The organism is Kitasatospora sp. NPDC127060, from assembly GCF_042724935.1.
In the GTDB taxonomy this organism is placed as follows: domain Bacteria; phylum Actinomycetota; class Actinomycetes; order Streptomycetales; family Streptomycetaceae; genus Kitasatospora.
On record NZ_JBHXEG010000004.1, the window covers coordinates 84,493 to 106,741 of the forward strand.

General features: G+C 74.1%; 17 protein-coding genes and 1 riboswitch. Of the genes, 9 read left to right on the plus strand and 8 right to left on the minus strand.

Annotated elements, in window-relative coordinates:
• The first annotated feature begins 21 nt into the window (after positions 1-21).
• The gene (locus tag ACFWIS_RS04320; RefSeq protein WP_380453272.1) at positions 22-585 is read left to right on the plus strand and encodes an EF-hand domain-containing protein; all 564 of its coding nucleotides are present in this window, start codon (positions 22-24) and stop codon (positions 583-585) included.
• A gap of 143 nt (positions 586-728) precedes the next feature.
• Here the strand turns inward: ACFWIS_RS04320 and ACFWIS_RS04325 are convergent, their stop codons facing one another.
• Positions 729-1,787, minus strand: a complete 1,059-nt coding sequence (locus ACFWIS_RS04325; RefSeq protein ID WP_380453274.1) for an EamA family transporter — start codon at positions 1,785-1,787, stop codon at positions 729-731.
• Positions 1,788-1,920: 133 nt separating this feature from the next.
• On the opposite strand from ACFWIS_RS04325, the gene ACFWIS_RS04330 reads away from it, so the two are divergent.
• From ACFWIS_RS04330 to ACFWIS_RS04350, 5 genes are all read left to right on the plus strand, one after another.
• Entirely contained in the window at positions 1,921-2,364 is a 444-nt protein-coding gene (locus ACFWIS_RS04330; RefSeq protein WP_380453276.1) for a gamma-glutamylcyclotransferase family protein, read from the plus strand.
• A gap of 212 nt (positions 2,365-2,576) precedes the next feature.
• Positions 2,577-3,815 (plus strand): precorrin-6y C5,15-methyltransferase (decarboxylating) subunit CbiE, encoded by a 1,239-nt coding sequence (cbiE, locus tag ACFWIS_RS04335; RefSeq protein WP_380453278.1) that lies wholly within the window; start codon positions 2,577-2,579, stop codon positions 3,813-3,815.
• Complete coding sequence (gene cobM, locus ACFWIS_RS04340) at positions 3,812-4,573, plus strand: precorrin-4 C(11)-methyltransferase (RefSeq protein WP_380453280.1); 762 nt, start codon at positions 3,812-3,814, stop codon at positions 4,571-4,573. The genes cbiE and cobM overlap by 4 nt, the downstream gene beginning before the upstream one ends.
• Positions 4,570-5,346 (plus strand): cobalt-precorrin-6A reductase, encoded by a 777-nt coding sequence (locus ACFWIS_RS04345; protein ID WP_380453282.1) that lies wholly within the window; start codon positions 4,570-4,572, stop codon positions 5,344-5,346. The genes cobM and ACFWIS_RS04345 overlap by 4 nt, the downstream gene beginning before the upstream one ends.
• 83 nt (positions 5,347-5,429) lie before the next feature.
• The gene (locus ACFWIS_RS04350) at positions 5,430-5,618 is read left to right on the plus strand and encodes a hypothetical protein (RefSeq protein ID WP_380453284.1); all 189 of its coding nucleotides are present in this window, start codon (positions 5,430-5,432) and stop codon (positions 5,616-5,618) included.
• Between the two features lie 25 nt (positions 5,619-5,643).
• Here ACFWIS_RS04350 and ACFWIS_RS04355 read toward each other — a convergent pair whose 3' ends face one another.
• Positions 5,644-7,173, minus strand: coding sequence for a UDP-N-acetylglucosamine 1-carboxyvinyltransferase (locus tag ACFWIS_RS04355; protein ID WP_380453286.1), 1,530 nt, complete (start codon positions 7,171-7,173; stop codon positions 5,644-5,646).
• Between the two features lie 250 nt (positions 7,174-7,423).
• On the minus strand, positions 7,424-8,707 hold the full coding sequence (locus ACFWIS_RS04360) for a cobalt-precorrin-5B (C(1))-methyltransferase (RefSeq protein ID WP_380453288.1): 1,284 nt from the start codon (positions 8,705-8,707) through the stop codon (positions 7,424-7,426).
• Between the two features lie 226 nt (positions 8,708-8,933).
• Here ACFWIS_RS04360 and ACFWIS_RS04365 point away from each other — a divergent pair, with 226 nt between their 5' ends.
• Positions 8,934-10,673, plus strand: a complete 1,740-nt coding sequence (locus tag ACFWIS_RS04365) for a TIGR03767 family metallophosphoesterase (protein WP_380453290.1) — start codon at positions 8,934-8,936, stop codon at positions 10,671-10,673.
• Positions 10,674-10,803: 130 nt separating this feature from the next.
• Here ACFWIS_RS04365 and ACFWIS_RS04370 read toward each other — a convergent pair whose 3' ends face one another.
• From ACFWIS_RS04370 to ACFWIS_RS04380, 3 genes are read right to left on the minus strand one after another with little or no spacing between them, the layout of a single operon-like run.
• Entirely contained in the window at positions 10,804-12,330 is a 1,527-nt protein-coding gene (locus tag ACFWIS_RS04370; RefSeq protein ID WP_380453292.1) for a precorrin-2 C(20)-methyltransferase, read from the minus strand.
• Complete coding sequence (locus tag ACFWIS_RS04375) at positions 12,327-12,953, minus strand: precorrin-8X methylmutase (RefSeq protein WP_030281194.1); 627 nt, start codon at positions 12,951-12,953, stop codon at positions 12,327-12,329. The genes ACFWIS_RS04370 and ACFWIS_RS04375 overlap by 4 nt, the downstream gene beginning before the upstream one ends.
• Positions 12,950-14,236: a hypothetical protein gene (locus tag ACFWIS_RS04380; RefSeq protein WP_380453294.1), complete on the minus strand. Its 1,287-nt coding sequence runs from the start codon at positions 14,234-14,236 to the stop codon at positions 12,950-12,952. Before ACFWIS_RS04380 ends, ACFWIS_RS04375 begins: the two co-directional genes overlap by 4 nt.
• A gap of 267 nt (positions 14,237-14,503) precedes the next feature.
• A riboswitch (cobalamin riboswitch) is annotated at positions 14,504-14,589 on the plus strand.
• A 157-nt stretch (positions 14,590-14,746) separates the two neighbouring features.
• Here ACFWIS_RS04380 and cobN point away from each other — a divergent pair.
• Positions 14,747-18,427 (plus strand): cobaltochelatase subunit CobN, encoded by a 3,681-nt coding sequence (gene cobN / locus ACFWIS_RS04385; protein ID WP_380453296.1) that lies wholly within the window; start codon positions 14,747-14,749, stop codon positions 18,425-18,427.
• A 260-nt stretch (positions 18,428-18,687) separates the two neighbouring features.
• Positions 18,688-20,313, plus strand: coding sequence for an apolipoprotein N-acyltransferase (lnt, locus tag ACFWIS_RS04390; protein ID WP_380456486.1), 1,626 nt, complete (start codon positions 18,688-18,690; stop codon positions 20,311-20,313).
• Here lnt and ACFWIS_RS04395 read toward each other — a convergent pair.
• Both ACFWIS_RS04395 and ACFWIS_RS04400 read right to left on the minus strand, forming a co-directional pair.
• Positions 20,289-21,050 carry a VOC family protein gene (locus ACFWIS_RS04395; RefSeq protein ID WP_380456485.1) on the minus strand — a complete coding sequence of 254 codons (762 nt, stop codon included), beginning with the start codon at positions 21,048-21,050 and terminating at the stop codon, positions 20,289-20,291. The two genes, lnt and ACFWIS_RS04395, sit on opposite strands and share 25 nt — an antisense overlap.
• Before the next feature lie 107 nt (positions 21,051-21,157).
• A complete protein-coding gene (locus ACFWIS_RS04400; protein WP_380456484.1) occupies positions 21,158-22,066 on the minus strand; it encodes an NADP-dependent oxidoreductase in 909 nt (302 codons plus the stop codon).
• Between the last annotated feature and the right edge of the window lie 183 nt (positions 22,067-22,249).

Genomic DNA, 22,249 nt, shown 5'->3' on the forward strand with positions numbered 1-22,249 from the left:
ACCGCCACCGGAGGGGGCACATTGTCGGACGACCTGCTCATCGCAAAGATCAATCACGGTTTCGACCACCTCGACGCCGACGGGGACGGCCTGCTCACCGAGCGGGACCACGTCCTGATGGGCCACTCGGTGGCCCGCTCGCTCGGCCACCAGGAGGGCTCGGAGGCGGAGGCCGTCATCGTCCGCGCCTACCTGACGGTCTGGCACGACCTGCACCTCGCCGGAAAGCCCGCCGGGACGGAGGCGATCACCCGCGAGCAGTTCGTCGCCGCGACCGCCGCGCTCGCCGACGACCCGGAGGCCGCCCGGGAGATCCTCGGCTCCCTGGCCGAGGCCTTCCTCTCCGTCGCCGACGCCGACCGCAGCGGGACGGTGGACGCCGGCGAGTTCTTCGTGTTCCAGCGCGGCCACTTCGCCGGGCTCTGCCGCGACGACGCCGAAGAGGCCTTCCGGCGCCTCGACCTCGACGGGGACGGCACGCTGTCCGCCGAGGAGTTCACCGGCGCGATCATCGAGTACTGGACCAGCAGCGACCCCGAGGCACCGGGGAACTGGTGGACGGGGAAGCCGCCGCACTCGCTCTGACCGGCCCGCTCGCCTTCCGCGCCCTTCCCCGCTGCGAGGGGCGCGGGCGCGGGGCGTGTGGGGCGCGCGGGCGGATCGTCCCCGGTCAGGTGGCCGGGACGATCTGCCCGGAGCCCGCGACGGCGCGTACGGTCCGGGACGGCTCAGCCGCGACCGGTCCGCGCCTTCACCGGGCGCCCCGGACGCCGGTCGGACGGGCCCCGACCGGACGGACGCCGGCTGACGCTCACCACCATGCAGACGCCCGCCACCACGATCGACCCGCCCGCCAGGGTCGGGCCGGTCAGCGGCTCGGCCAGGATCAGCCAGCCCAGCAGCACCGCGACCACCGGGTTCACATAGGCGTAGGTGGCGACCAGGGTCAGCGGGGCCGAGCGCAACAGCCAGGCGTACGCGGTGAAGGCGAGCAGCGAACCGAACACCACCAGGTAGCCGAGCGCCAGCCAGGAGCGCCCGGAGACCGCCCCGAGGTCGAGCCCGTGCTGCTCACCGCGGGCCAGTCCGACCAGCAGGTCGCAGAGGCCGCCGGCCAGCATCTGGTAGGCACTCGCGGCCAGCACGTTGCCCGGCAGCGGGATCTTCTTGCTCGCGAAGGAACCGACCGCCCAGCTCAGGGTGGCGCCGATGATCAGGATCACCCCGATCGGCTTGATCGACCCGCCGATCGCCGGGGCGGAGAGCACCCCCAGGCCGACCAGGCCCAGCAACACCCCGGCGAGCTCGGCCGGCCTGGGGCGCTCGCCGCCGCCGAAGGCCGTCAGCACCACCATCCAGAGCGGGACGGCGGCCACCAGCAGGGCGGCCAGTCCGGACGGGACGGACGTCTCGCCGAGCACCACCAGGCCGTTGCCGCCGGTCAGCAGCAGCACCCCGACCAGGGCCGCGGAGGCCAGCTGGCGGCCGCTCACCCGCAGGGCGGCCGGGCCCTGCCGAACCAGCAGGAAGCCGACCAGCAGCAGTCCGGCGGTGAGGAAGCGGGCGCCGGCGGAGAAGAAGGAGGGCATCGTCTCGACCGCGATCCGGATCGCGAGGTAGGTCGAGCCCCAGACGACGTAGACCACCGCGAGGGCCAGCCAGACCGCGCCGGAGAGCCGGGGGGTGGGGGGTGTGCTCGGGGACGGGCCAACCGGGGTGCTGCCGGGGGTTGTTGCCGGGGCCGTAGCCGGGGTCGTGGCCGGTTGCGGCGAGGCGGGCGATGTCATGTGTGTCCCCCTAGGACGGTGCTGGCCGAACATCCGATATGACAGCGCATCGAGCACCCGGTGCGCCAGTGGGTTCCACGGACCGGTCGGCGGGACGTACCGTGGGCGCTCCCTCAGCGAGGAGGTCGAACCCGTGTCCGCGTCCGAGCAGGCCCCGCCGGCCGGGGCCTCGCTGCCGTTCTTCGTGTACGGCACCCTGCGCAGCGGCGGCCGCAACCACGCCCGCCACCTGGGCGGACGCTGCGCCGAGATCCGCCCGGCGGTGCTGGAGGGCGCGGCCCTGCACGAGGGCCCCGGGTTCCCGTACGCGGTGCCGGATCCGGCGCCCGGGCGCCGGATCGTGGGCGAGCTGGTCACCCTGCGCCCCGGAGCGTACCCCGGGGCGCTCGCGGCGCTGGACCGCCTGGAGGACTGCCGGGCGGACGGAACGGGGCTGTACGTACGACGGCGGCTGGCGGTACGGACGGCGGACGGCGAGCTGCGCGAGGCCTGGGTGTACCTGGCCGGGCCGGTGGCCGAGGCCCGGCTGCGGGAGCGGCCGGCGCTGATCGCCTCCGGGGACTGGGCGGACAGGTGAGGGCGGCGGGCTGAGGGCGGACGCCGGACAGCTGACAGCCTTCAGCTTTCAGAGTTCAGAGTTCAGCGTTCAGCTTTCAGAGTTCACCATCTGAAATCTGTTCGCTGAACCTGCGAGTCGTCCGCCGCCCGCCGTCACCTCGCCGGATCCCGCCCGCATACCGCCAGGTAGGCTGCCCCGGCCAGCAGGAACGAACGACGAGGAGCCACCCGGTGCCCGAGCTGCCCCCTCCGATCACCGTCGTCGGGATCGGGGCCGACGGCTGGCCCGGCCTCGCCACCGGTTCCCGGGCCGCGCTGCAGTCCGCCGAGGTGGTCATCGGCAGCTCCCGGCAGCTGGACCTGCTCCCCCGGGACGCCGTCAGCGCCGAGCGCGTCACCTGGCCGTCCCCCCTGCGCCCGGCCGTCCCCGGGCTGCTCGCCCAGCACGCCGACCGCCGGATCGCCGTGCTGGCCAGCGGCGATCCGATGTTCTTCGGCATCGGCCGCACCCTCGCCGAGGTCGTCGGCGCCGACCGGCTGCGCGTCCTGCCGCACCCCTCCTCCGTCTCCCACGCCTGCGCCCGGCTCGGCTGGCCGATGGAGGCCACCGAGGTGGTCAGCCTGGTCGGCCGACCGCTGGACGCCCTCGCGCGCGCCCTCCACCCCGGGCGCCGCCTGCTGGTGCTCAGCGCCGACGCCGACACCCCGGCCGCCGTCGCCGCGCTGCTCACCGCTCGCGGCTTCGGCACCGCCCGGCTGCGGGTGCTGGAGCAGCTCGGCCACGACCGCGAACGGGAGGTCGACGGCCGCGCCGACGACTGGCTGCACCCGCCCGGCGACCCGCTGAACCTGATCGCCGTCGAACTCGGCGACGGTCCGCGCGGCTCCCTCGTCCCCGGCCTGCCCGACGAGGCGTACCAGAGCGACGGCCAGCTCACCAAGCGGCACGTCCGCGCCGCCACCCTGGCCACCCTCGCTCCCTCCCCCGGCGAACTGCTCTGGGACGTCGGCGGCGGCTCCGGCTCGATCGCCATCGAATGGCTGCGCGCCCACCTGGACTGCCGGGCCGTCAGCATCGAGCGCGACCCGGTCCGGGCCGGGCGGATCATGCACAACGCCGCCGCCCTGGGCGTGCCCCGGCTTCGGGTCGTGACCGGCCGGGCGCCCGACGCACTCGCCGAACTCCCCACCCCCGACGCCGTGTTCATCGGCGGCGGCCTCACCGCCACCGGCCTGCTGGACAGTTGCTGGGCCGCGCTGCGCCCAGGCGGGCGGCTGGTCGCCAACACCGTGACGCTGGAGTCCGAGGCGCTGCTCACCGAGTGGTACCGGCGCCACGGCGGGGAACTCGTCAAGCTGGCCGTCGCCCACGCCGTCCCGGTGGGCGGATTCACCGGGTGGCGGCAGGCCATGCCGGTCACCCAGTGGTCCGCCGTCAAGCCCAACACCCCCCAGGAGGAAGCCTCGTGACCGTCTACTTCATCGGAGCCGGCCCGGGCGCCGCCGACCTGATCACCCTGCGCGGCCAGCGCGTCCTGGCCCGCGCCGAGGTCTGCCTCTACGCCGGCAGCCTCGTCCCGCGCGAGCTGCTGGACGAGTGCCCGCCCGGCGCCCGACTGGTCGACACCGCGCAGCTCAACCTGGACCAGATCATCGCCGAGCTGGTCGCCGCGCACGAGGCCGGCCGCGACGTCGCCCGGCTGCACTCCGGCGACCCGTCGGTGTTCTCGGCCGTCGCCGAGCAGATGCGCCGGCTGGACGCGGCCGGCGTGCCGTACGAGGTGGTCCCCGGCGTACCCGCCTTCGCCGCCGCAGCGGCCGCGCTGAAGCGGGAGTTGACGGTGCCGACCGTCGGCCAGACCGTCATCCTCACCCGGATCGCCAAGCGCGCCACCCCGATGCCCGAGGGCGAGGACCTCGCCACCCTGGGCCGCAGCGGCGCCCTGCTGGTGCTGCACCTGGCGGCCGGCTACGTGGACGACGTGGTCGAGCAGCTGCTGCCGTACTACGGCGCGGACTGCCCGGCCGCCGTGGTCGCGATGGCCAGCCGGCCCGACGAGCTGGTGCTGCGCGGCACGCTGGCCGACATCGCCGGGCAGGTCAAGGAGGCGGGCGTGGTCCGCACCGCCGTGATCATCGTCGGCCGCACGCTCGCCGCCGAGCAGTTCCGCGACAGCCACCTCTACTCGGCGGACCGCGAGCGGCCGCACGAGCCCTGCGGCGCATGACCCGGGCCGGCCGCACGCCCGCCCCCGCACACGTATTGCTCCTCGGCGGGACCACGGAGGGGCGGGCGCTGGCCGCCGCGCTGGACGGCCGGGCGGGCCTGCGGGTCACCAGTTCGCTGGCCGGGCGGGTCGCCCGACCCCGGCTGCCCGTCGGACAGGTGCGGATCGGCGGCTTCGGCGGTCCGGACGGGCTGGCCGCCTGGCTGCGCGCCGAGGGGGTGACCGCCGTGGTGGACGCCACCCACCCGTTCGCCGCCGGGATGTCGCAGAACGCCGTGCTCGCGGCCGCCGCCACCGGTGTGCCCGTGCTGGTGCTGCGCCGACCCGGCTTCACGCCCGTCGACGGGGACCGCTGGCACCTCGTGCCCTCACTGGCGGCCGCCGCCGAGCTACTGCCCGGCCTCGGCCGGCGGGTCTTCCTCAGCTCCGGGCGGAAGGGCATCGGCGCCTTCGCCCACCTGGACGGGCTGCACTTCCTGGCCCGCTCGGTGGACCCGCCCGAGCCGCCGATGCCGCCCTCGCTCGAAGTCCTGCTGGAGCGCGGCCCGTTCACCCTCGACGGCGAGCGGGCACTGCTGCGCGAGCACCGGATCGACGTGGTCGTCACCAAGGACAGCGGGGGCACCGCGACCGCGCCCAAGCTCACCGCCGCCCGTGAACTCGGCCTGCCCGTGGTCGTGGTGGAGCGCCCTCCGGTGCCGGACGGTGTACCGGTCGCACCGGACGTGCCGAGTGCGGTGGAGTGGCTGGAGCAGCTGGCCCAACTGCCGTAGCCCGTCCGGCGTGGCGTCCGGCGTGGCACGTCCGGCCAGTGGAATGGTCGGCGGCGTTGCCGATCGCTGGGCAGGATGGCCGGATGACCGCCGATCAGCGCACCACCACCCCGCGAACGGCCGACGAACGGGCCACCCTGGCGAGCTTCCTGGACTTCCAGCGCGACACTCCCGGGCCCCCGGAGCCCTGGGCGTTGAACGACCCGGTGTTCGTGGAGCACCTGAACACCGGGCTGGACGTGGCGATCCTGCTGACCGGCCTCAGCAGTTGAGAACCGCCAGGGAGTTGACGATCCGTCAGATGTCGCGGAAGGTCTCGATCTGGGCGCCGATGGAGTTGAGGCGCTCGGCGAGGTCCTCGTAGCCGCGGTTGATGACGTAGACGTTGCGCAGGACGGAGGTGCCCTGGGCGGCGAGCATCGCGAGCAGGATGACCACGGCCGGGCGCAGTGCGGGCGGGCACATCATCTCGGCGGCGCGCCAGCGGGTCGGGCCCTGGACCAGGACGCGGTGCGGGTCGAGCAGCTTGACGTCCGCGCCGAGCCGGGTCAGCTCGGTGAGGTAGATCGCGCGGTTGTCGTAGACCCAGTCGTGGATCATCGTGGTGCCGTGCGCGGCCGCGGCGATGGCGGCGAAGAACGGCACGTTGTCGATGTTGATGCCGGGGAACGGCATCGGGTGGATGGTGTCGATCGGCGCGGTCAGCTTGGACGGGCGCACGGTGAGGTCGACCAGGCGGGTGTGGCCGTTGTGGGCCCGGTACTCCGGGGTCCGGTCGTAGTCGAGGCCCATGCCCTCCAGCACCGCGAGTTCGATCTCCAGGAACTCGATCGGCACCCGGCGGATCGTCAGTTCGGAGGAGGTGACCACCGCGGCGGCGAGCAGGCTCATCGCCTCCACCGGGTCCTCGGCCGGGGTGTAGTCGACGTCGCAGGTGATCTGCGGGACGCCGTGCACGGTGAGGGTGGTGGTGCCGATGCCCTCGATCCGGACGCCCAGCTTCTCCAGGAAGAAGCAGAGGTCCTGGACCATGTAGTTGGGCGAGGCGTTGCGGATGACGCTGACGCCGTCGTGCCGCGCGGCGGCCAGCAGGGCGTTCTCGGTGACGGTGTCCCCGCGCTCGGTCAGCACGATCGGGCGGTCCAGCGGGGTGCCCGGCTCGACCGAGGCGTGGTAGGCGCCGCCGGTGGTGGCGACCTCCAGGCCGAAGCGGCGCAGCGCCGTCAGGTGCGGCTGGACGGTGCGGGTGCCGAGGTCGCAGCCGCCGGCGTACGGGATGGCGAAGTGCTGGGCGCGGTGCATCAGCGGGCCGAGGAACATCAGCACGCTGCGGGTGCGGCGGGCGGCCTCGACGTCCATCGCGGCGAGGTCGAGCTCGGCCGGCGGGGTGAGTTCGAGGTCACGGCCGTCGTTCAGCCAGCGGCTCTTGACGCCGATGCTGGTGAGCACCTCGAGGATGCGGTAGACCTCCTCGATCCGGGCGACGCTGCGGATCGTGGTGCGGCCGGTGGTCAGCAGCGAGGCGCAGAGGATCGCGACGCAGGCGTTCTTGCTGCTGCGGACCTCGATCGCGCCGGAGAGGCGGGTGCCGCCGGTGACCCGCAGGTGCATCGGTCCGGAGTAGCCGAGGGAGACGATCTCGCTGTTGAGGGCATCGCCGATGCGCGCGATCATCTCAAGGCTGACGTTCTGCTTGCCCTGTTCGATGCGGTTGACCGCGCTCTGACTGGTGCCGAGCGCCTCGCCGAGCTGCGCCTGGGACCAGCCGCGGTGCTGACGAGCGGTACGGATGAGGGTGCCGATACGGTTGAGGTAGTCGCCTGTCACCCGGCAGACCATATCTCATGGTTGAGATGGCACCAGAATCAAGGGCGGGCATGGAGCCACCTTTGTCCGTTTCTCGCCCCGTATGGGCATCGGATCTTCACATCACCATGCGATATTGCTGAGGTTCTTTTGCCCTAACGGGACACTCAACTCGACGCCGTCCAGGGCCCGAGCACCATCACGGACCCGGGCGCCATCACGGACTCGGGCGCCATCACGGACCCAGCCACTGTCACGGACCCAGCCACTGTCACGGACCGAGCGGCTCCGCCCGGCCGACGATGGTGCCCGCGCGGTCGATGCAGATGACGTCCACCGCCACCGGCGAGCCGAGCAGCACGCCGAGCGCCGTCGCCCGGGCCGCCTCGGCCACCTGGTCCCCCAGCGGAACCCCGGCCGCCCGGCACAACTGCACCGCCTCCAGGCCGGTGTTGGCCGCCGCCACCGCCGCGGCCAGCTCCTCGTCCGCCCCGGCGCGCCGGGCCAGTTCGGCCAGGTAGCCCTTGTCCACCTGGGAGCGCGCCGAGTGCAGGTCGAGGTGGCCGTAGGCGAGCTTGGACAGCTTGGCGAAACCGCCAGCGATGGTCAGCCGGGGCACCGGGTGGCGTTTGAGGTACTTGAGGACGGCCCCGGCGAAGTCGCCCATGTCGAGCAGCGCGTCCTCGGGCAGCCCGTGCACGGCGACCGCGACCTTCTCCGAGGTCGAACCGGTGCACCCCGCCACATGGGTGCGCCCGGCCGCCCGGGCCACGTCCACACCGCGACGGATCGAGTCGATCCAGGCCGAGCAGGAGTAGGGGACGACGATCCCGGTGGTGCCGAGGATGGACAGGCCACCGAGGATGCCGAGGCGGGGGTTCCAGGTCGAGCGGGCGATCTCCGCGCCGTGGTCGACCGAGACCTCCACCACCACGTCCCCGCTGCCACCGTGTGCCGCCGCGACCTCGGCCACGGCGTCACGGATCATCTGCCGGGGCACCGGGTTGATCGCGGGTTCGCCGACCGGCAGCGGCAGGCCCGCCTTGGTGACCGTCCCGACTCCGGGGCCGGCCCGGAAGGCCACCCCGGTGCCGGGTTCGCCGAAGCGTACGGTCGCCCGGACCAGCGCGCCGTGGGTCACGTCCGGGTCGTCGCCGGCGTCCTTGACCACCCCGGCCATGGCACTGGTCCGCTCCCGGCCCGCCGTGGCGAGCGCCTCACCGGCCGCGGTCAGCTCCCCGCCGGCCGTGGTCAGCTGCTCGACGGCGAGGGCGAAGGCGGGCTGCTGCCCCTTGGGGAGGGTGATGGCCACCGGGTCCGGGAAGTGGCCGGTGAGCAGCGCCGTGTACGCGGCCTTGGTGGCGGCGGTGGCGCAGGCTCCCGTCGTCCAGCCGTGCCGCAGGCCGCTGCTCTTCAGCTGGCCGGCCCGGCCTCCCGGCTCGGCTCCCGCTGCGGCCACCTGCGCCTCGCTTCCGTACTGCGGGTCGGCGCTCGCGCACCGGCCCCCGTTCCGTCGGCGGCCGTCCGGCCGTCGTCGCCGACGATTTTCCCCCATCCCCCCGGCTCCGGCCCGACCGGGGTGGCGGCCGGCATCCCTTGTGGGGGCTGCGGAGGAAAGGCCGGCCCGCGTTCCCGAAGAGTTCTCCGCACGGGCCTAACGCCCGGAGGCTACCCATGGGTAATCTGGCGGTCCGCCAGAAGCGGGTTCATGACATTCAGGCCCGGTGGACGGGACTTCCTCCCGACCGGGCCATCAGCATGTGGGGGTTTTTGTGGCAGGCATGAAACGACGGACCTTCCTCACCGGTGCGTCGGTGGCCGCCGCCTGGTCGGCCCTGTCGCTGGGCGGCGCGCAGTTCGCCTCGGCCGCGGCGCGCGAGCGGGCGCTGGCGACCACGGCCGCGCGGGCGGTCAACGTCTCCGGGACGACCCTGGAGCAGGTGGCCACGCCGACCGGCACCGGCTCCTACAAGCGGCTGGCCTCGGGGCCGGGGTGGCCGCTGATGGTGCGCGGGGAGCTCGCGGCGCCGGGCGCCGGGCGGGACGACCGCCGCACCGGACTGGCCAGCTTCGTCCAGTTCAGCGACCTGCACCTGGTGGACACCGAGTCCCCGGTGCGCTTCGAGTTCCTGGCCAAGTCCAACGACAGCGCCTACCGGCCGCAGGAGGCCCTGAACGCCCGCGGTGTCTCGGCCCTCGTCGAGCGGGTCAACTCGCTCGCCGGCGGCCCGTACACCGGGATGCCGTTCAGCATGGTGATGGCCACCGGTGACAACACCGACAACCACGAGCTGGCCGAACTCGACTGGTACCTCACCGTCATGGGCGGCGGGCGGCTGGCCCAGAACACCGGCGACCCGACCCGCTACGAGGGCGTGCAGAACTCCGGCAACTCGGCCTTCTGGAACCCCGAACTCGCCTATGCCGACGACTACAAGGCCAAGGGCTTCCCGCAGCTGCCCGGCTTCCTGTCCGCGGCCGGCCGGCCCTTCGACGCACCGGGCCTGCACACCCCCTGGTACACCACGGTCGGCAACCACGACGACAGCATCGAGGGCTCGCTGCCGGACTTCGGGCTGCTGAACGAGCTCTACACGGGCGGCCTCAAGCTGGAGGGCTGCGACGACGCGACCGCCGCCCAGCTGATGGACTCGCTGCGCCGCGACCCGGCGGGCGCCGTCCTGCTGCTCGCCAAGCTGCTCGCGAACGGCGAGGCGGTGCGGCGGGTGACCCCGGACGAGCGCCGGCACCCGTTCACGCTCAAGGAGTTCGCCAAGGCCCACCTCGACCCGGCGGTCACCGGTGCCGGTCCGTACGGCCACGGCTTCACCTCGGACATGGTGAGCAGCGGCAAGCTCTACTACACCTTCCGGATCTCGGAGAAGGTCGTCGGCATCAGCCTGGACACCACCAACCAGGCCGGGTTCGCCGACGGTTCGCTCGGCAGCGCCCAACTGCGCTGGCTGGAGCAGCAGTTGAAGGATCACAGCGGACACTGGTACGACCCCAACGGGAACCGGGTCACGGGTGGCAGCACCGATGACGTGATCCTGGTCTTCAGCCACCACACCAGTGGGTCGATGGGCAACCTGCTGCCGGACCCGCGCAACATCTTCGAGAAGCGGCACGACGGCAACGAGCTGGTCGCGCTGCTGCAGCGCTACCCGAACGTGGTCGGCTGGGTGAACGGGCACACCCACATGAACAAGATCACGGCGCACGGGCACGCGGTGCCGGAGCGGGCGTTCTGGGAGATCAACACCGCCTCGCACATCGACTACCCGCAGCACGGGCGCATCATCGAGATCGCGGACAACGGGGACGGCACGCTGTCGCTGTTCACCACGCTGATCGAGTCCGCCGCGCCGTACGCCACGGACTTCGGCAGCACCTCGGACACCAACCTGGCGGCGCTGTACCGCGAGCTGGCGTACAACGACCCGAACGGGCGGGTCTCCTCGCTGCTGGGCGCCGGGGAGGACCACAACACCGAGCTGCTGATCACCAAGCCGACCCGTTGAGGTAGCGGCGGGCCGAGGACGCCGAACGGCGAACGGCGAACGGCGAACAACAAACGGATGACAGCTGACAGATGATGAAATCTGTCAGCTGTCATCCGTTACCCGTGGCCTGTTCCGCGCTCGCCGCCCGTCACGCCTCCGGGTAGCGCCGGGGCGTCCAGACGACCTCCACGCCGCCGCCCCGCTCGACCGCCTGGGTCTGCGAGGAGCCGATCAGCAGGATGGTCCGCATGTCGACCAGCGCCGGGTCCAGCTCGCCCAGCCGGACGATCCGGATCCGCTCGGTCGGCCCGCCGACGTCGCGGGCCATCACCACCGGGGTCTCCGGCGCGCGGTACTCCAGCAGCAGGTCCCTGGTCAGGCCGACCTGGGTGGTGCGGGACTTGGAACCCGGGTTGTAGAGAGCCAGCACGAGATCCGCCTCGGCGGCGGCGCGCAGCCGCTTGGCCACCACGTCCCAGGGCTTGAGCCGGTCCGACAGCGACACCACCGCGTAGTCGTGCCCGAGCGGGGCACCGGCCCGGGAGGCGGCCGCGTGGGCGGCGGTCATCCCGGGAACGATCCGCACCGGCACGTCCCGGTAGTCCGCCTCGCAGGCGACCTCCAGCACGGCGGTGGCCATCGCGAAGACGCCCGGGTCGCCCGAGGAGACCACGCAGACCCGGTGGCCCCGCCGGGCGAGGTCCAGGGCGAACTCGGCGCGCTCCGACTCCACCTTGTTGTCCGAGCCGTGCCGCTGCTGCCCCGGCCGCTCCGGCACCCGGTCCAAGTAGGTGGTGTAGCCGACCAGGTCGGTGGCCTCGGCCAGGGCGCCGCGCGCCTCGGGGGTGAGCCAGAGCGGTCCGGCCGGGCCGGTGCCGACCACGGTCACGCTGCCGACGCCGTCCGCGAGCCGCACCTCCGGCTCCAGCGGCGCGACCTTGCTGGGCAGCACGGCCACCGAGAAGTAGGGGACGGTCTCCCCCTCGACCTCGGCGAGCGGCGCGATCCGCTCGCCGTCCATGAAGGCCCGTTCGACGTACTGGGCGTCCTCCAGCCGGCCGGCCCGCTCCAGCGCCCGCCGGACGGCCGGGAAGGTGCGCCCGAGCTTCATGATCACCGCGGAGTCCGCCGAGGCGATCCGCGCCGTCAGCTCCTCCTCGGGCAGGGTGCCGGGGATGACGGTGAGGGTCTCCTCGGCCTCGGTCAGCGGCCGGCCGAGCCGGGCCGCCGCCGCGCTGACCGAGGTCACGCCGGGCACCACCTCGGTCGGGTAACGGTCCGCGAGCCGCTTGTGCATGTGCTGGTAGGAGCCGTAGAAGAGCGGGTCGCCCTCGGCGAGGACGACGACGTCGCGACCGGCGTCCAGGTGGGCGGCCAGCCGGGCGGCGGCCTCCTGGTAGAACTCGTCCAGCGCGCCCCGGTAGCCGCCGGGGTGGTCGGTGGCCTCGACGGTGAGCGGGTAGACCAGCTTCTCCTCGATCTGACCACCCGTCAGGTATCGTTCGGCGATCGAGCGCGCGATGGACCGGCCGTGCCGGGCGCTGTGGTACGCCACCACGTCCGCCTTGCCGATGAGTTCGGCCGCGCGGACGGTCACCAGCGAGGGGTCGCCCGGGCCCAGTCCGACACCGTACAGCCGTCCGGTCGCGACTCGGGACTCCTGATGCTCCGTCACTCTTCTTCGCTCGCAATCGCGTTGATGGCGGCGGCGGCGATCGCGCTGCCGCCGCGCCGACCGCGCACCACCAAGTGCTCCAGGCCGGACGGGTGTTCGGCCAGCGCCTGCTTGGACTCGGCGGCGCCGATGAAGCCGACCGGGACGCCGATCACCGCGGCCGGCCGCGGTGCGCCCGCCTCGATCATCTCCAGCAGCCGGAACAGCGAGGTCGGCGCGTTGCCGACGGCCACCACCGCGCCCTCCAGCCGGGGCAGCCACAGCTCCATGGCCGCCGCGCTGCGGGTGTTGCCCATCGCGCGGGCGAGTTCGGGCACCGACGGGTCGGTGAGGGTGCAGATCACCTCGTTGTCGGCGGGCAGCCGCTTGCGGGTGACACCGCTCGCGACCATGTTGACGTCGCAGAGGATCGGCGCACCGGCGTGCAGCGCCGCGCGGGCCGAGGCGACCACGCCGGGCGAGTACACCAGGTCCTCGACCAGGTCGGTCATCCCGCAGGCGTGGATCATCCGCACCGCGACCTGGGAGACGTCCGCCGGAAGGGCGGCCAGGTCGGCCTCCGCACGGATGGTGGCAAAGGACTGACGGTAGATGGACGCGCCGTCCTTCTCGTACTCGATCACTTCGTGGTCCTCCTGGCCTCGGCGACCGCCTCGGCCATCTCCTCGTTCCTCACGTCCACGGGGGCGCCCGCGGTCGTGGCCGGCCCGTTCACCGTCACCCGGTAGCCGTGCCCGGTGGCGAGCACATCCACCCACCGCCCGGCCGGGTGGCCGCAGCGCCGTTCACAGCCCGACCAGTGGACGGGCAGTGCGCCGGTCCCGGCCCGGGCTCCCCGTCCCACCGCCGCCGAAGCCGAAGGCACAGCCGAAGCCGCTGCCTCCAACGCCCGGGCCGCGTCGGCCCGTACGTCAGCCAGCGACTTGGCGCAGCCCGGCAGTCCGGTGCAGGCCGTGGCCCGCTCCCAGGGCGAACCGGACTCGGTACGGAACCCGGCCGCCGCCAGCGCGGGCAGCCTGTCGGCCGGGGCACCGGGCAGCACCGCGCCGCGCCAAGGGGTCAACCGCAGTTCGCCGGCCGAGGCGGCGACCAGCGCCCGCCACTGCGCGGCGCTCGCCCGCCCGAACCGCACGCCCACCGAGAGCCCGCCGGGCAGCGCGCCGACGGCGGGCGGCGCACCGGCGGCGGCGGGCAGCGGCACCGGGCCGGCCGGCAGCAGGTCGGGCACCTCGCGCACGTGCCAGGCCCGTCGGTCGCCGCCGCGCAGCGCGTCCAGGAAGGCGCGGGCCGCGTCCAGCACGGCCGTCACCTCCTGCCCCGGCTCGACCGGATGCCCGTTCACGGCGCGCCCCAGGCGCAGGACGGCGGGCCCGCCCGAAGCTGCGATCAATGTCACATCGGCGTCGAGCGCTGCGACGTCGCCCCGCCCGTCGTCCAGCGCGAACAGGAACTTGCCGGAGAGCCCGGCCGCCCAGTCGCTCGCGCACAGCCGGGCGTCCAGTTCCCGTACCCAGGCCTGGACATCGGCGTTACCGGCGGTGTCCAGCCCGGCCAGCGGTGAGGCGACGATGTTGCGCACCCGCTCGTGGGTGTCCGAGGGCAGCAGTCCGACGGCGCGCAGCCGGTCGGCGAGTTCGGCGCCGCAGTCCGCGGCCAGGCCGCGGAGTTGGACGTTGCCGCGCGATGTGGTCTCCAACTCCCCGTCGCCCAGGGCCTCCGCCGCCTCGGCCAGGCCCAACGCCTGACGGGACGTCAGCAGTCCGCCGGGCAGCCGGACCCGGGCGAGGCCGCCGTCGTCGGCGGCGTGCAGGCGCAGCGCTCCGGGGCAGGCGTCGGCGCGCCCCCGGTCGGGCACGGCGGCGCCCGGCGCGGTCGCGTCGGGAGTCGGTGGCATGGCGGCGAGCATACAGATGATCCGATCGCTTGCCCCCGTCCGCTGCATCACACCGGCAGCACACCCGCAGCACCCCAGGCGGCACACCGACCCAGCACACCGGGTGGCGTCCGGCAGCACGCCGGCGGCAGGCCCCCAGCACACCGGACCCGCCACCCGGCGCCGGTGGGCGCCGTGCGCCGGGCGAAGCGAAGCCGACTCTCCCCCAGGTCAGCCGCAACCCGTACGATGCAGGCGGACGGTCCCAGCGGGCCGTCCGACGCCAGCGACGGCGCAGGGGAGGAAACCGGTGCGAACCCGGTGCGGTCCCGCCACTGTGACCGCGGCTCACCGGGAAGCCGGTCGGCCGCGGGAGCCAGGAACTCCCGCCGTCCTCCACCGGCCCGGGGCGCGGACCCCGAGGAAGGCAGAAATGCACCACCGCTGTCGCATGCCCGCGCCCGTTTCCCCGGCCACCACCACGGCCGCCCCGGCCACCACTGCGGCCGTCCCGGCCACCCACGAGGCCGGGAGGGCCTTCGCATGATCCTGCTGCTGTCGACGTCCGACACCGACCTGCTGAGCGCCCGAGCCTCGACGGGCCCGGTCCCGTACCGGCTCGGCAACCCGGCCCGACTGACCCCCGAGGACCTGCCCGGACTGCTGGAGGGCACCGAACTGGTGGTGGTCCGCCTGCTCGGCGGGCGCCGCGCCTGGCAGGAGGGCCTGGACGCGCTGCTGGCCGGCCCCCGCCCGGTGGTCGTGCTGACCGGTGAACAGGCCCCGGACGCCCAGCTGATGGAGCTGTCCACCGTCCCGGCCGGCATCGCCGCCGAGGCGCACGCCTACCTCGCCCACGGCGGCGCGGCCAACCTGGCCGAGCTGGGTGCCTTCCTCTCCGACACCGTGCTGCTGACCGGCCACGGCTTCGCCCCGCCCGCCTCCGCGCCCGCCTGGGGGCCGCTGGAGCGCGAAGCCCGTACGACCGCAGACGGGCCGACCGCCGACGGGCCGACCGTCGCGGTGCTCTACTACCGGGCCCACCACATGAGCGGCAACACCGCCTTCGTGGAGACCCTCTGCCGGGCCATCGAGGACCAGGGCGCCCGGGCGAAGGCCTACTACTGCGCCTCGCTGCGCGGCGCCGAGCCCGAGCTGCTGGCCGAACTCGGCGCGGCCGACGCGATCGTCACCACCGTGCTCGCCGCCGGCGGCACCCGCCCGGCCGACGCCCAGGCCGGCGGCGACGAGGAGGCCTGGGACGCCGGCGCGCTGGCCGCGCTGGACCGCCCGATCCTGCAGGCTCTCTGCCTCACCTGGTCCCGCGCCCAGTGGGAGGCCAGCGACGACGGGCTGTCCCCGCTGGACACCGCCACCCAGATCGCGGTGCCGGAGTTCGACGGCCGCCTGATCAGCGTCCCGTTCTCCTTCAAGGAGCTGGACGAGGACGGCCTGACCGTCTACGCCGCCGACCCGGAGCGCGCCGCCCGGGTGGCCGGCACCGCCGTCCGGCACGCCCGGCTGCGGCACGTCCCGGCCGCCGAGCGCCGCCTCGCCCTGGTGCTGTCCGCCTACCCGACCAAGCACTCCCGGGTCGGCAACGCCGTCGGCCTGGACACCCCGGCCAGCGCGATGCGCCTGCTGGAGCGGCTGCGCGCGGAGGGCATGGACCTCGGCTCGGCGCTGCCCGGCTTCAACGCCGCGCCCCGAGCCGACCAGGAGGGCGGGGAGGCGCCCGGGCTAGTCACGGCCCACGACGACAGCCACGAGGGCGACGCCCTGATCCACGCCCTGATCGCGGCCGGCGGCTACGACCAGGACTGGCTCACCGAGGACCAGTTGGCCCGCAACCCGGTCCGCATCCCGGCCGCCGACTACCGCCGCTGGTACGCCACCCTCCCCCAGGGCCTGCGCGAGCAGGTCGAGGAGCACTGGGGCCCGGCCCCCGGCGAGCTGTACGTCGACCGTTCGCAGAACCCGGACGGCGACATCGTGCTCGCCGCGATCCGCTCCGGGAACCTGCTGGTGCTCATCCAGCCGCCGCGCGGCTTCGGCGAGAACCCGGTCGCCATCTACCACGACCCCGACCTCCCGCCGAGCCACCACTACCTGGCCGCCTACCGCTGGATCCAGGCCGCCCAGGAGGACGGCGGCTTCGGCGCCCACGCCGTCATCCACCTCGGCAAGCACGGCAACCTGGAGTGGCTGCCCGGCAAGACCGCCGCACTGTCCGCCGAGTGCGGCCCGGACGCCGTCCTCGGCGACCTCCCGCTGATCTACCCCTTCCTGGTCAACGACCCGGGCGAGGGCACCCAGGCCAAGCGCCGCGCCCACGCCACCCTGGTCGACCACCTCGTCCCACCGATGGCCCGCGCCGACTCCTACGGCGACATCGCGCGCCTGGAGCAGCTGCTCGACGAGCACTCCAACATCGCCGCGATGGACCCGGCCAAGCTGCCCGCGATCCGCGCCCAGATCTGGACGCTGATCCAGGCCGCCAAGCTGGACCACGACCTCGGCCTGGACGAGCGCCCCGAGGACGACGGCTTCGACGACTTCCTGCTGCACGTCGACGGCTGGCTGTGCGAGGTCAAGGACGCCCAGATCCGCGACGGCCTGCACGTCCTCGGCCAGGCCCCGGCCGGCACCGACCGGGTCAACATCGTGCTGGCCGTCCTGCGCGCCCGGCAGATCTGGGGCGGCGTCAGCGCGCTGCCCGGCCTGCGCGAGGCGCTCGGCCTGGACGAGGCGGCCCGCACCCTCGGCGCCACCGACGCGGCCGAGGCGCAGGCCCGCGCCCTGGTCGAGGCGATGGAGGCGGAGGACTGGGCGCCCGAGGCGGTGGAGAAGGTCGCCGCCGGGCTTCCGGAGGCCGTCCACGAGGTGCTCGCGTTCGCCGCCACCCAGGTGGTGCCGCGGCTGGCCGCCACCACCGACGAGCTGGACGCCGTGCTGCACGCGCTCCAGGGCGGCTTCGTCCCGGCCGGGCCCTCCGGCTCGCCGCTGCGCGGTCTGGTCAACGTGCTGCCGACCGGCCGCAACTTCTACTCCGTCGACCCGAAGGCCGTCCCCAGCAAGCTCGCCTGGGAGACCGGCCAGGCCCTCGCGAGTTCGCTGATCGACCGCTACCGGACCGACAACGACGGCGCCTACCCGCCCTCGGTGGGGCTCTCGCTCTGGGGCACCAGCGCGATGCGCACCGCCGGCGACGACATCGCCGAGGCCTTCGCCCTGCTCGGCGTCCGCCCGGTCTGGGACGACGCCTCGCGCCGGGTCACCGGCTTGGAGCCGATCCCGTCGGCCGAGCTCGGCCGCCCGCGGATCGACGTCACGCTGCGCATCTCCGGCTTCTTCCGGGACGCCTTCCCGCACGTGGTCGCCCTGCTGGACGACGCGGTGCGCCTGGCCGCCGCCCAGGAGGAGGCCGACGAGGACAACTTCGTGCGCGCCCATGTCCAGGCCGACCTCGCGGTGCACGGCGACGAGCGCAAGGCCACCGTCCGGGTCTTCGGCTCCCGCCCGGGCACCTACGGGGCGGGCCTGCTCCAGCTGATCGACAGCCGGGACTGGCGCACCGACGCCGACCTCGCCGAGGTCTACACCGTCTGGGGCGGCTACGCGTACGGTCGCGGACTGGACGGGCGGCCGGCCCGGGAGGAGATGGAGACCGCGTACAAGCGGATCACCGTCGCCGCGAAGAACACCGACACCCGCGAGCACGACATCGCCGACTCGGACGACTACTTCCAGTACCACGGCGGCATGGTGGCCACCGTGCGCGCCCTCACCGGCAAGGCCCCGACCGCCTACATCGGCGACTCGACCCGACCGGAGACGGTCCGCACCCGCACCCTCACCGAGGAGGCCGCCCGCGTATTCCGCGCCCGGGTGGTCAACCCGCGCTGGATCGAGGCGATGCGCCGCCACGGCTACAAGGGCGCCTTCGAGATGGCCGCGACGGTCGACTACCTGTTCGGCTACGACGCCACCACCGGCGTGGTCGCGGACTGGATGTACGAGAAGCTCACCCAGGAGTACGTCCTCGACCCGGTCAACCGCGAGTTCCTGGCCGGCGCCAACCCCTGGGCGCTGCACGGGATCAGCGAGCGCCTGCTGGAGGCGGCCAGCCGCGGGCTCTGGGAGCAGCCGGACCCGCAGCTGATCGAGCAGCTGCAGGCCGCGTTCCTGGAGACCGAGGGCGACCTGGAGGGCGACGAGGGCTGAGGCCCGCAGCACCCGTACAGCGGCTGCCACCCGCCATTCCGGCGGGTGGCAGCCGCTGTTTCGGCGGGTGGCAGCCGCGGTTTCGGTGCGTGGCCGCCGCGGTTTCGGCGGGTGGCAGCCGCTGTTGTCACGAGGCGCCCGCCGGAGACGGTTCGGGATCGGTCTGGTGGTGCCCATGACCGGCACCGTTCCAGGGACCGGCGTCAACCGCGTGTACCGCCATCTGGCACCGGGCGTCGCCCGAGCGGACAATACGGGGCATGTCGCGCCGCAGCGTTACCGCCAGCCCAGCCCTGAGCACGGCCCGCACCGAGGAACGTGAGCCGCGCACACCCCACCGGTACCGGGCACGGGCCGGGGCGCTGGCCGCCGGGGCCGTGCCCGTGGTGGCGTTCCCCGCGCCGGGGCAGGCGTGGCTCGCCTGGGTCGCGCTCGTGCCGGGGCTGCTGCTGGCACAGCGGGCGCCGTCGGGGCGGGAGGCGGCGGTACGCGGCTGGTGGTTCGGCGCGGGATTCATCCTGACCGCGATGTACTGGCTGGTGCCGTCCGTCGGACCGGCGCTGCCCGTCCTCGCGGTGCTGTTCGGGGCGCTCCAGGCCCCGGTCGGGTACGCGGTGCACCGGCTGCTGCGCCCGCCGCTGACCGGCCGCCGGGCGCTGCTCGCGCTGCTGGTCGTCCCCGCGGTGTGGGTGAGCGCCGAGTACGCGCGCTCCTGGCACGCGCTCGGCGGGCCGTGGGCCCTGCTCGGCGCCACCCAGTGGCAGCACCCGGCGATCCTCGGACTCGCCTCGGCGGGCGGGATCTGGCTGGTCAGCGCGGCGGTGGCGGCGGTGAACACCGGGGTGCTGATCGTCCTGACGGCGGTGCACCGGCGGCCCCGGGCGCTCGCCGCGCTGGTGACCGTCCTGGTGCTGGCCGCCGGTCCGCTGCTGTTCGCGCTGCGCCCCGCGCCGACGGGGGCCGGTGCGGTGACGGTGGCGCTGGTCCAGCCGGGCATCGTCGAGGACCCCCAGGCCCGGTTCGACGCCAGCGCGCGGGCCACCGCCGACCTGGTCGGACAGCCGGTGGACCTGGTGGTCTGGGGCGAGAGCAGCACCACCGCCGACCTGGACCGCGACCCGGCCGCCCTGGACGCGCTGCGTCGGCTCGCGGGCACCACCGGCGCCGAACTGCTCGCCGGGGAGGACGCCCGCAAGGCGGACGGGCGGATCTCCAAGGACGCGGTGCTGGTCTCCCCCGACGGGGTGGTGGACCGCTACCGCAAGATCCGCCTGGTGCCCTTCGGCGAGTACATCCCGCTGCGGCCGCTGTTCGGCTGGATCGCCGGGGTCAGCCGGGCCGCGGGCGAGAACCGGGCCCCCGGCACCGCCTTCCACGTGCTGCCCGCCACCGACCGCTCGGGCCGGCCGCTGCCGGTCGGTGCGCTGATCTGCTTCGAATCGGCCTTCCCCGACATGGCGCGCACCGCGGCCCGGGACGGCGCCCGGGTGCTGGTCTACCAGTCCTCGACCTCGACCTTCCAGCACACCTGGGCGCCCGAGCAGCACGTCTCGCTGGCCGCGATCCGGGCCGCCGAGACCGGGCGCCCCGCCGTCCAGGCCTCGCTGACCGGAGTCTCCGCCGCCTTCGACGCCCAGGGCCGGGAGCTGGCCCGGCTCGGCACCGACGGCACCGGCGCGCTGACCGTACGGCTGCCGCTCACTGCACCCGGGACGCTGACCTGGTACGACCGGATCGACGACGTGGTACCGCTGGGCGCGCTGCTGGTCACGGCGGGCGCGGCGGTCACGGCCTGGCGCACCCGCGGCCCCCGGCGGTGGACCGCCGGGACTGCGGTCACGCGGTCGGAGGGGTCGAACGCTCAGCCCTCGGCGCCGTCGCGGTAGATGCCGAACGGCGCGCCCTGAGCGTCCCGCAGCACGGCGATCCGCCGGACCGGCATGGAGAAGGCGGGCATCAGCACCTCCGCACCCATCGCGACCGCGCGGTCGACCGTGCCGTCGACGTCGGCCACCGAGAAGTACGGCAGCCAGTGCGGCGCCACCTGCGGCGGGAAGCCGTCGTCCATCACCACCATGCCACCGAAGTCCTCACCGTCCAGGCCCCACTGGGTGTAGAACTCGGACCGCGCGACGGACCAGCCGAAGACCGCCGGGTAGAAGGCCGTCGCACCGGCCGCGTCCCGGGTGGCCAGCTCCGCCCAGCCCAGCGAGCCGGGCTCGTTGAACACTCCGGCGCCCTCGAAGGCACGGGCCTGCCAGAGGATGAAGACCGCGCCGGACGGGTCCGCGGCCACCGAGAAGCGGCCGAGGTCGCGCACGTCGGTGGGCTCCTTGAGGACCTTGCCGCCGGCCGCCTTGATCCTCGCCGCGGTGGCCTCGGCGTCGGCGACCGCGAAGGCGACCGTCCAGGCCACCGGCTGCTGCGGTGCGTAGCGCGGGGTGACGGCGGCGGCCGGGGCCTCGCCGAGGAACATCTGGGTGTAGCCCTCGTCCTCGGGGCGGACGTCGCTGTCGGGGCGCCAGCCGAACAGTTCGGCGTAGAAGGTCCGGGCGGCGGCCGGGTCGTCGGTGCCCAGCTCGACCCAGCACGGGGCGTTGGTGGTGACGGAGGTCTGCTTCATGGCTCCCGGCTCTCGGGTCTGGGGTGTCGGGTCTGGGGTGTCGGGTGTCGGGTGTCGGGTGTCGGGCCTGGGGTGTCGGGTGTCGGGTCTCGCAACGCTGCACTGGGTCAGGAGACTTCGAGGATCACCTTGCCGCGGGCGTGCCCGGACTCGACCTCGGCGAGTGCCTCGGCGGCGTCGGCGAGCGGGTAGCGGCCGGTGACCTGCGGGTCGAGGTCGCCGGCGGCGACCAGCGCGGCCAGGGCGGCGAGGGTCTCGGGGGTGGTCGAGCGGGTGACGTAGCTGCCGCCGAGTTCGGCGACGGTGGCCGGATCGGCGGTGCTGACCAGCTCGGTGCGCTCGGCGCGGACGTCGGCCACGGCCCGCAGGGCGTCGCCGCCGACCAGGTCCAGGATGCCGTCGACACCGGCGGGGGCAGCCTCGGCGATCCGCGCGGCGACGCCGTCGCCGTAGCGGACCTGCGTGGCACCGAGGGATTCCACGTACGCCCGGTTGGCGTCGCTCGCGGTGCCGACCACGACCAGGCCCTGGCTGCGGGCGATCTGGGCGGCGGCGCTGCCGACCCCGCCCGCGATGCCGAGGATCAGCAGCGTCCGGCCTGCGCCCAGGGCGAGTTGGCGGACGGCGTCGTCGGCGGTGGCGACCGAGACGCAGAGCGCGGCGGCCAGGTCGAAGCCGACGGCCTCGGGCTTGAGGGCGCTCATCTCGGCGCGCAGCAAGGTCTGTTCGGCGAAGGCTCCGGCGGCGACCAGGCCGAACACTTCGTCGCCCGGGGTGAAACCGGTGACCCCGGGGCCGACCTGCTGCACCACTCCGGCGGCCTCCTGGCCCAGCACGGCGGGGAGTTGACGTTCGCGGCCGAGGAAGCCCCGGCGGATCTTCCAGTCCACCGGGTTCACCCCGGCGGCCCGGACGGTGATCGCCAGTTGGCCGGGGCCGGGATCGAGTACGGGGCGGTCGAGGAACTCCTGGGTCTCCGGGCCGCCGTAGTCGACGAAGCCGAATGCCTTGACCATCGGTGATCCCACTCCTCGGGTAGCGGCCTGCGGCCCCTGCTCCCCCGCCCCAGCATGCGGGGCAGGGCGGTATGGGGGCGGGCGCTGGTGGGCCGAACGGGGGTCGGGGCGGGGAGCGGGGACGGGGGTGGGCGAACAAACGACAGCTGACGGATGACAGATTTCGAAATCTGTCATCCGTCA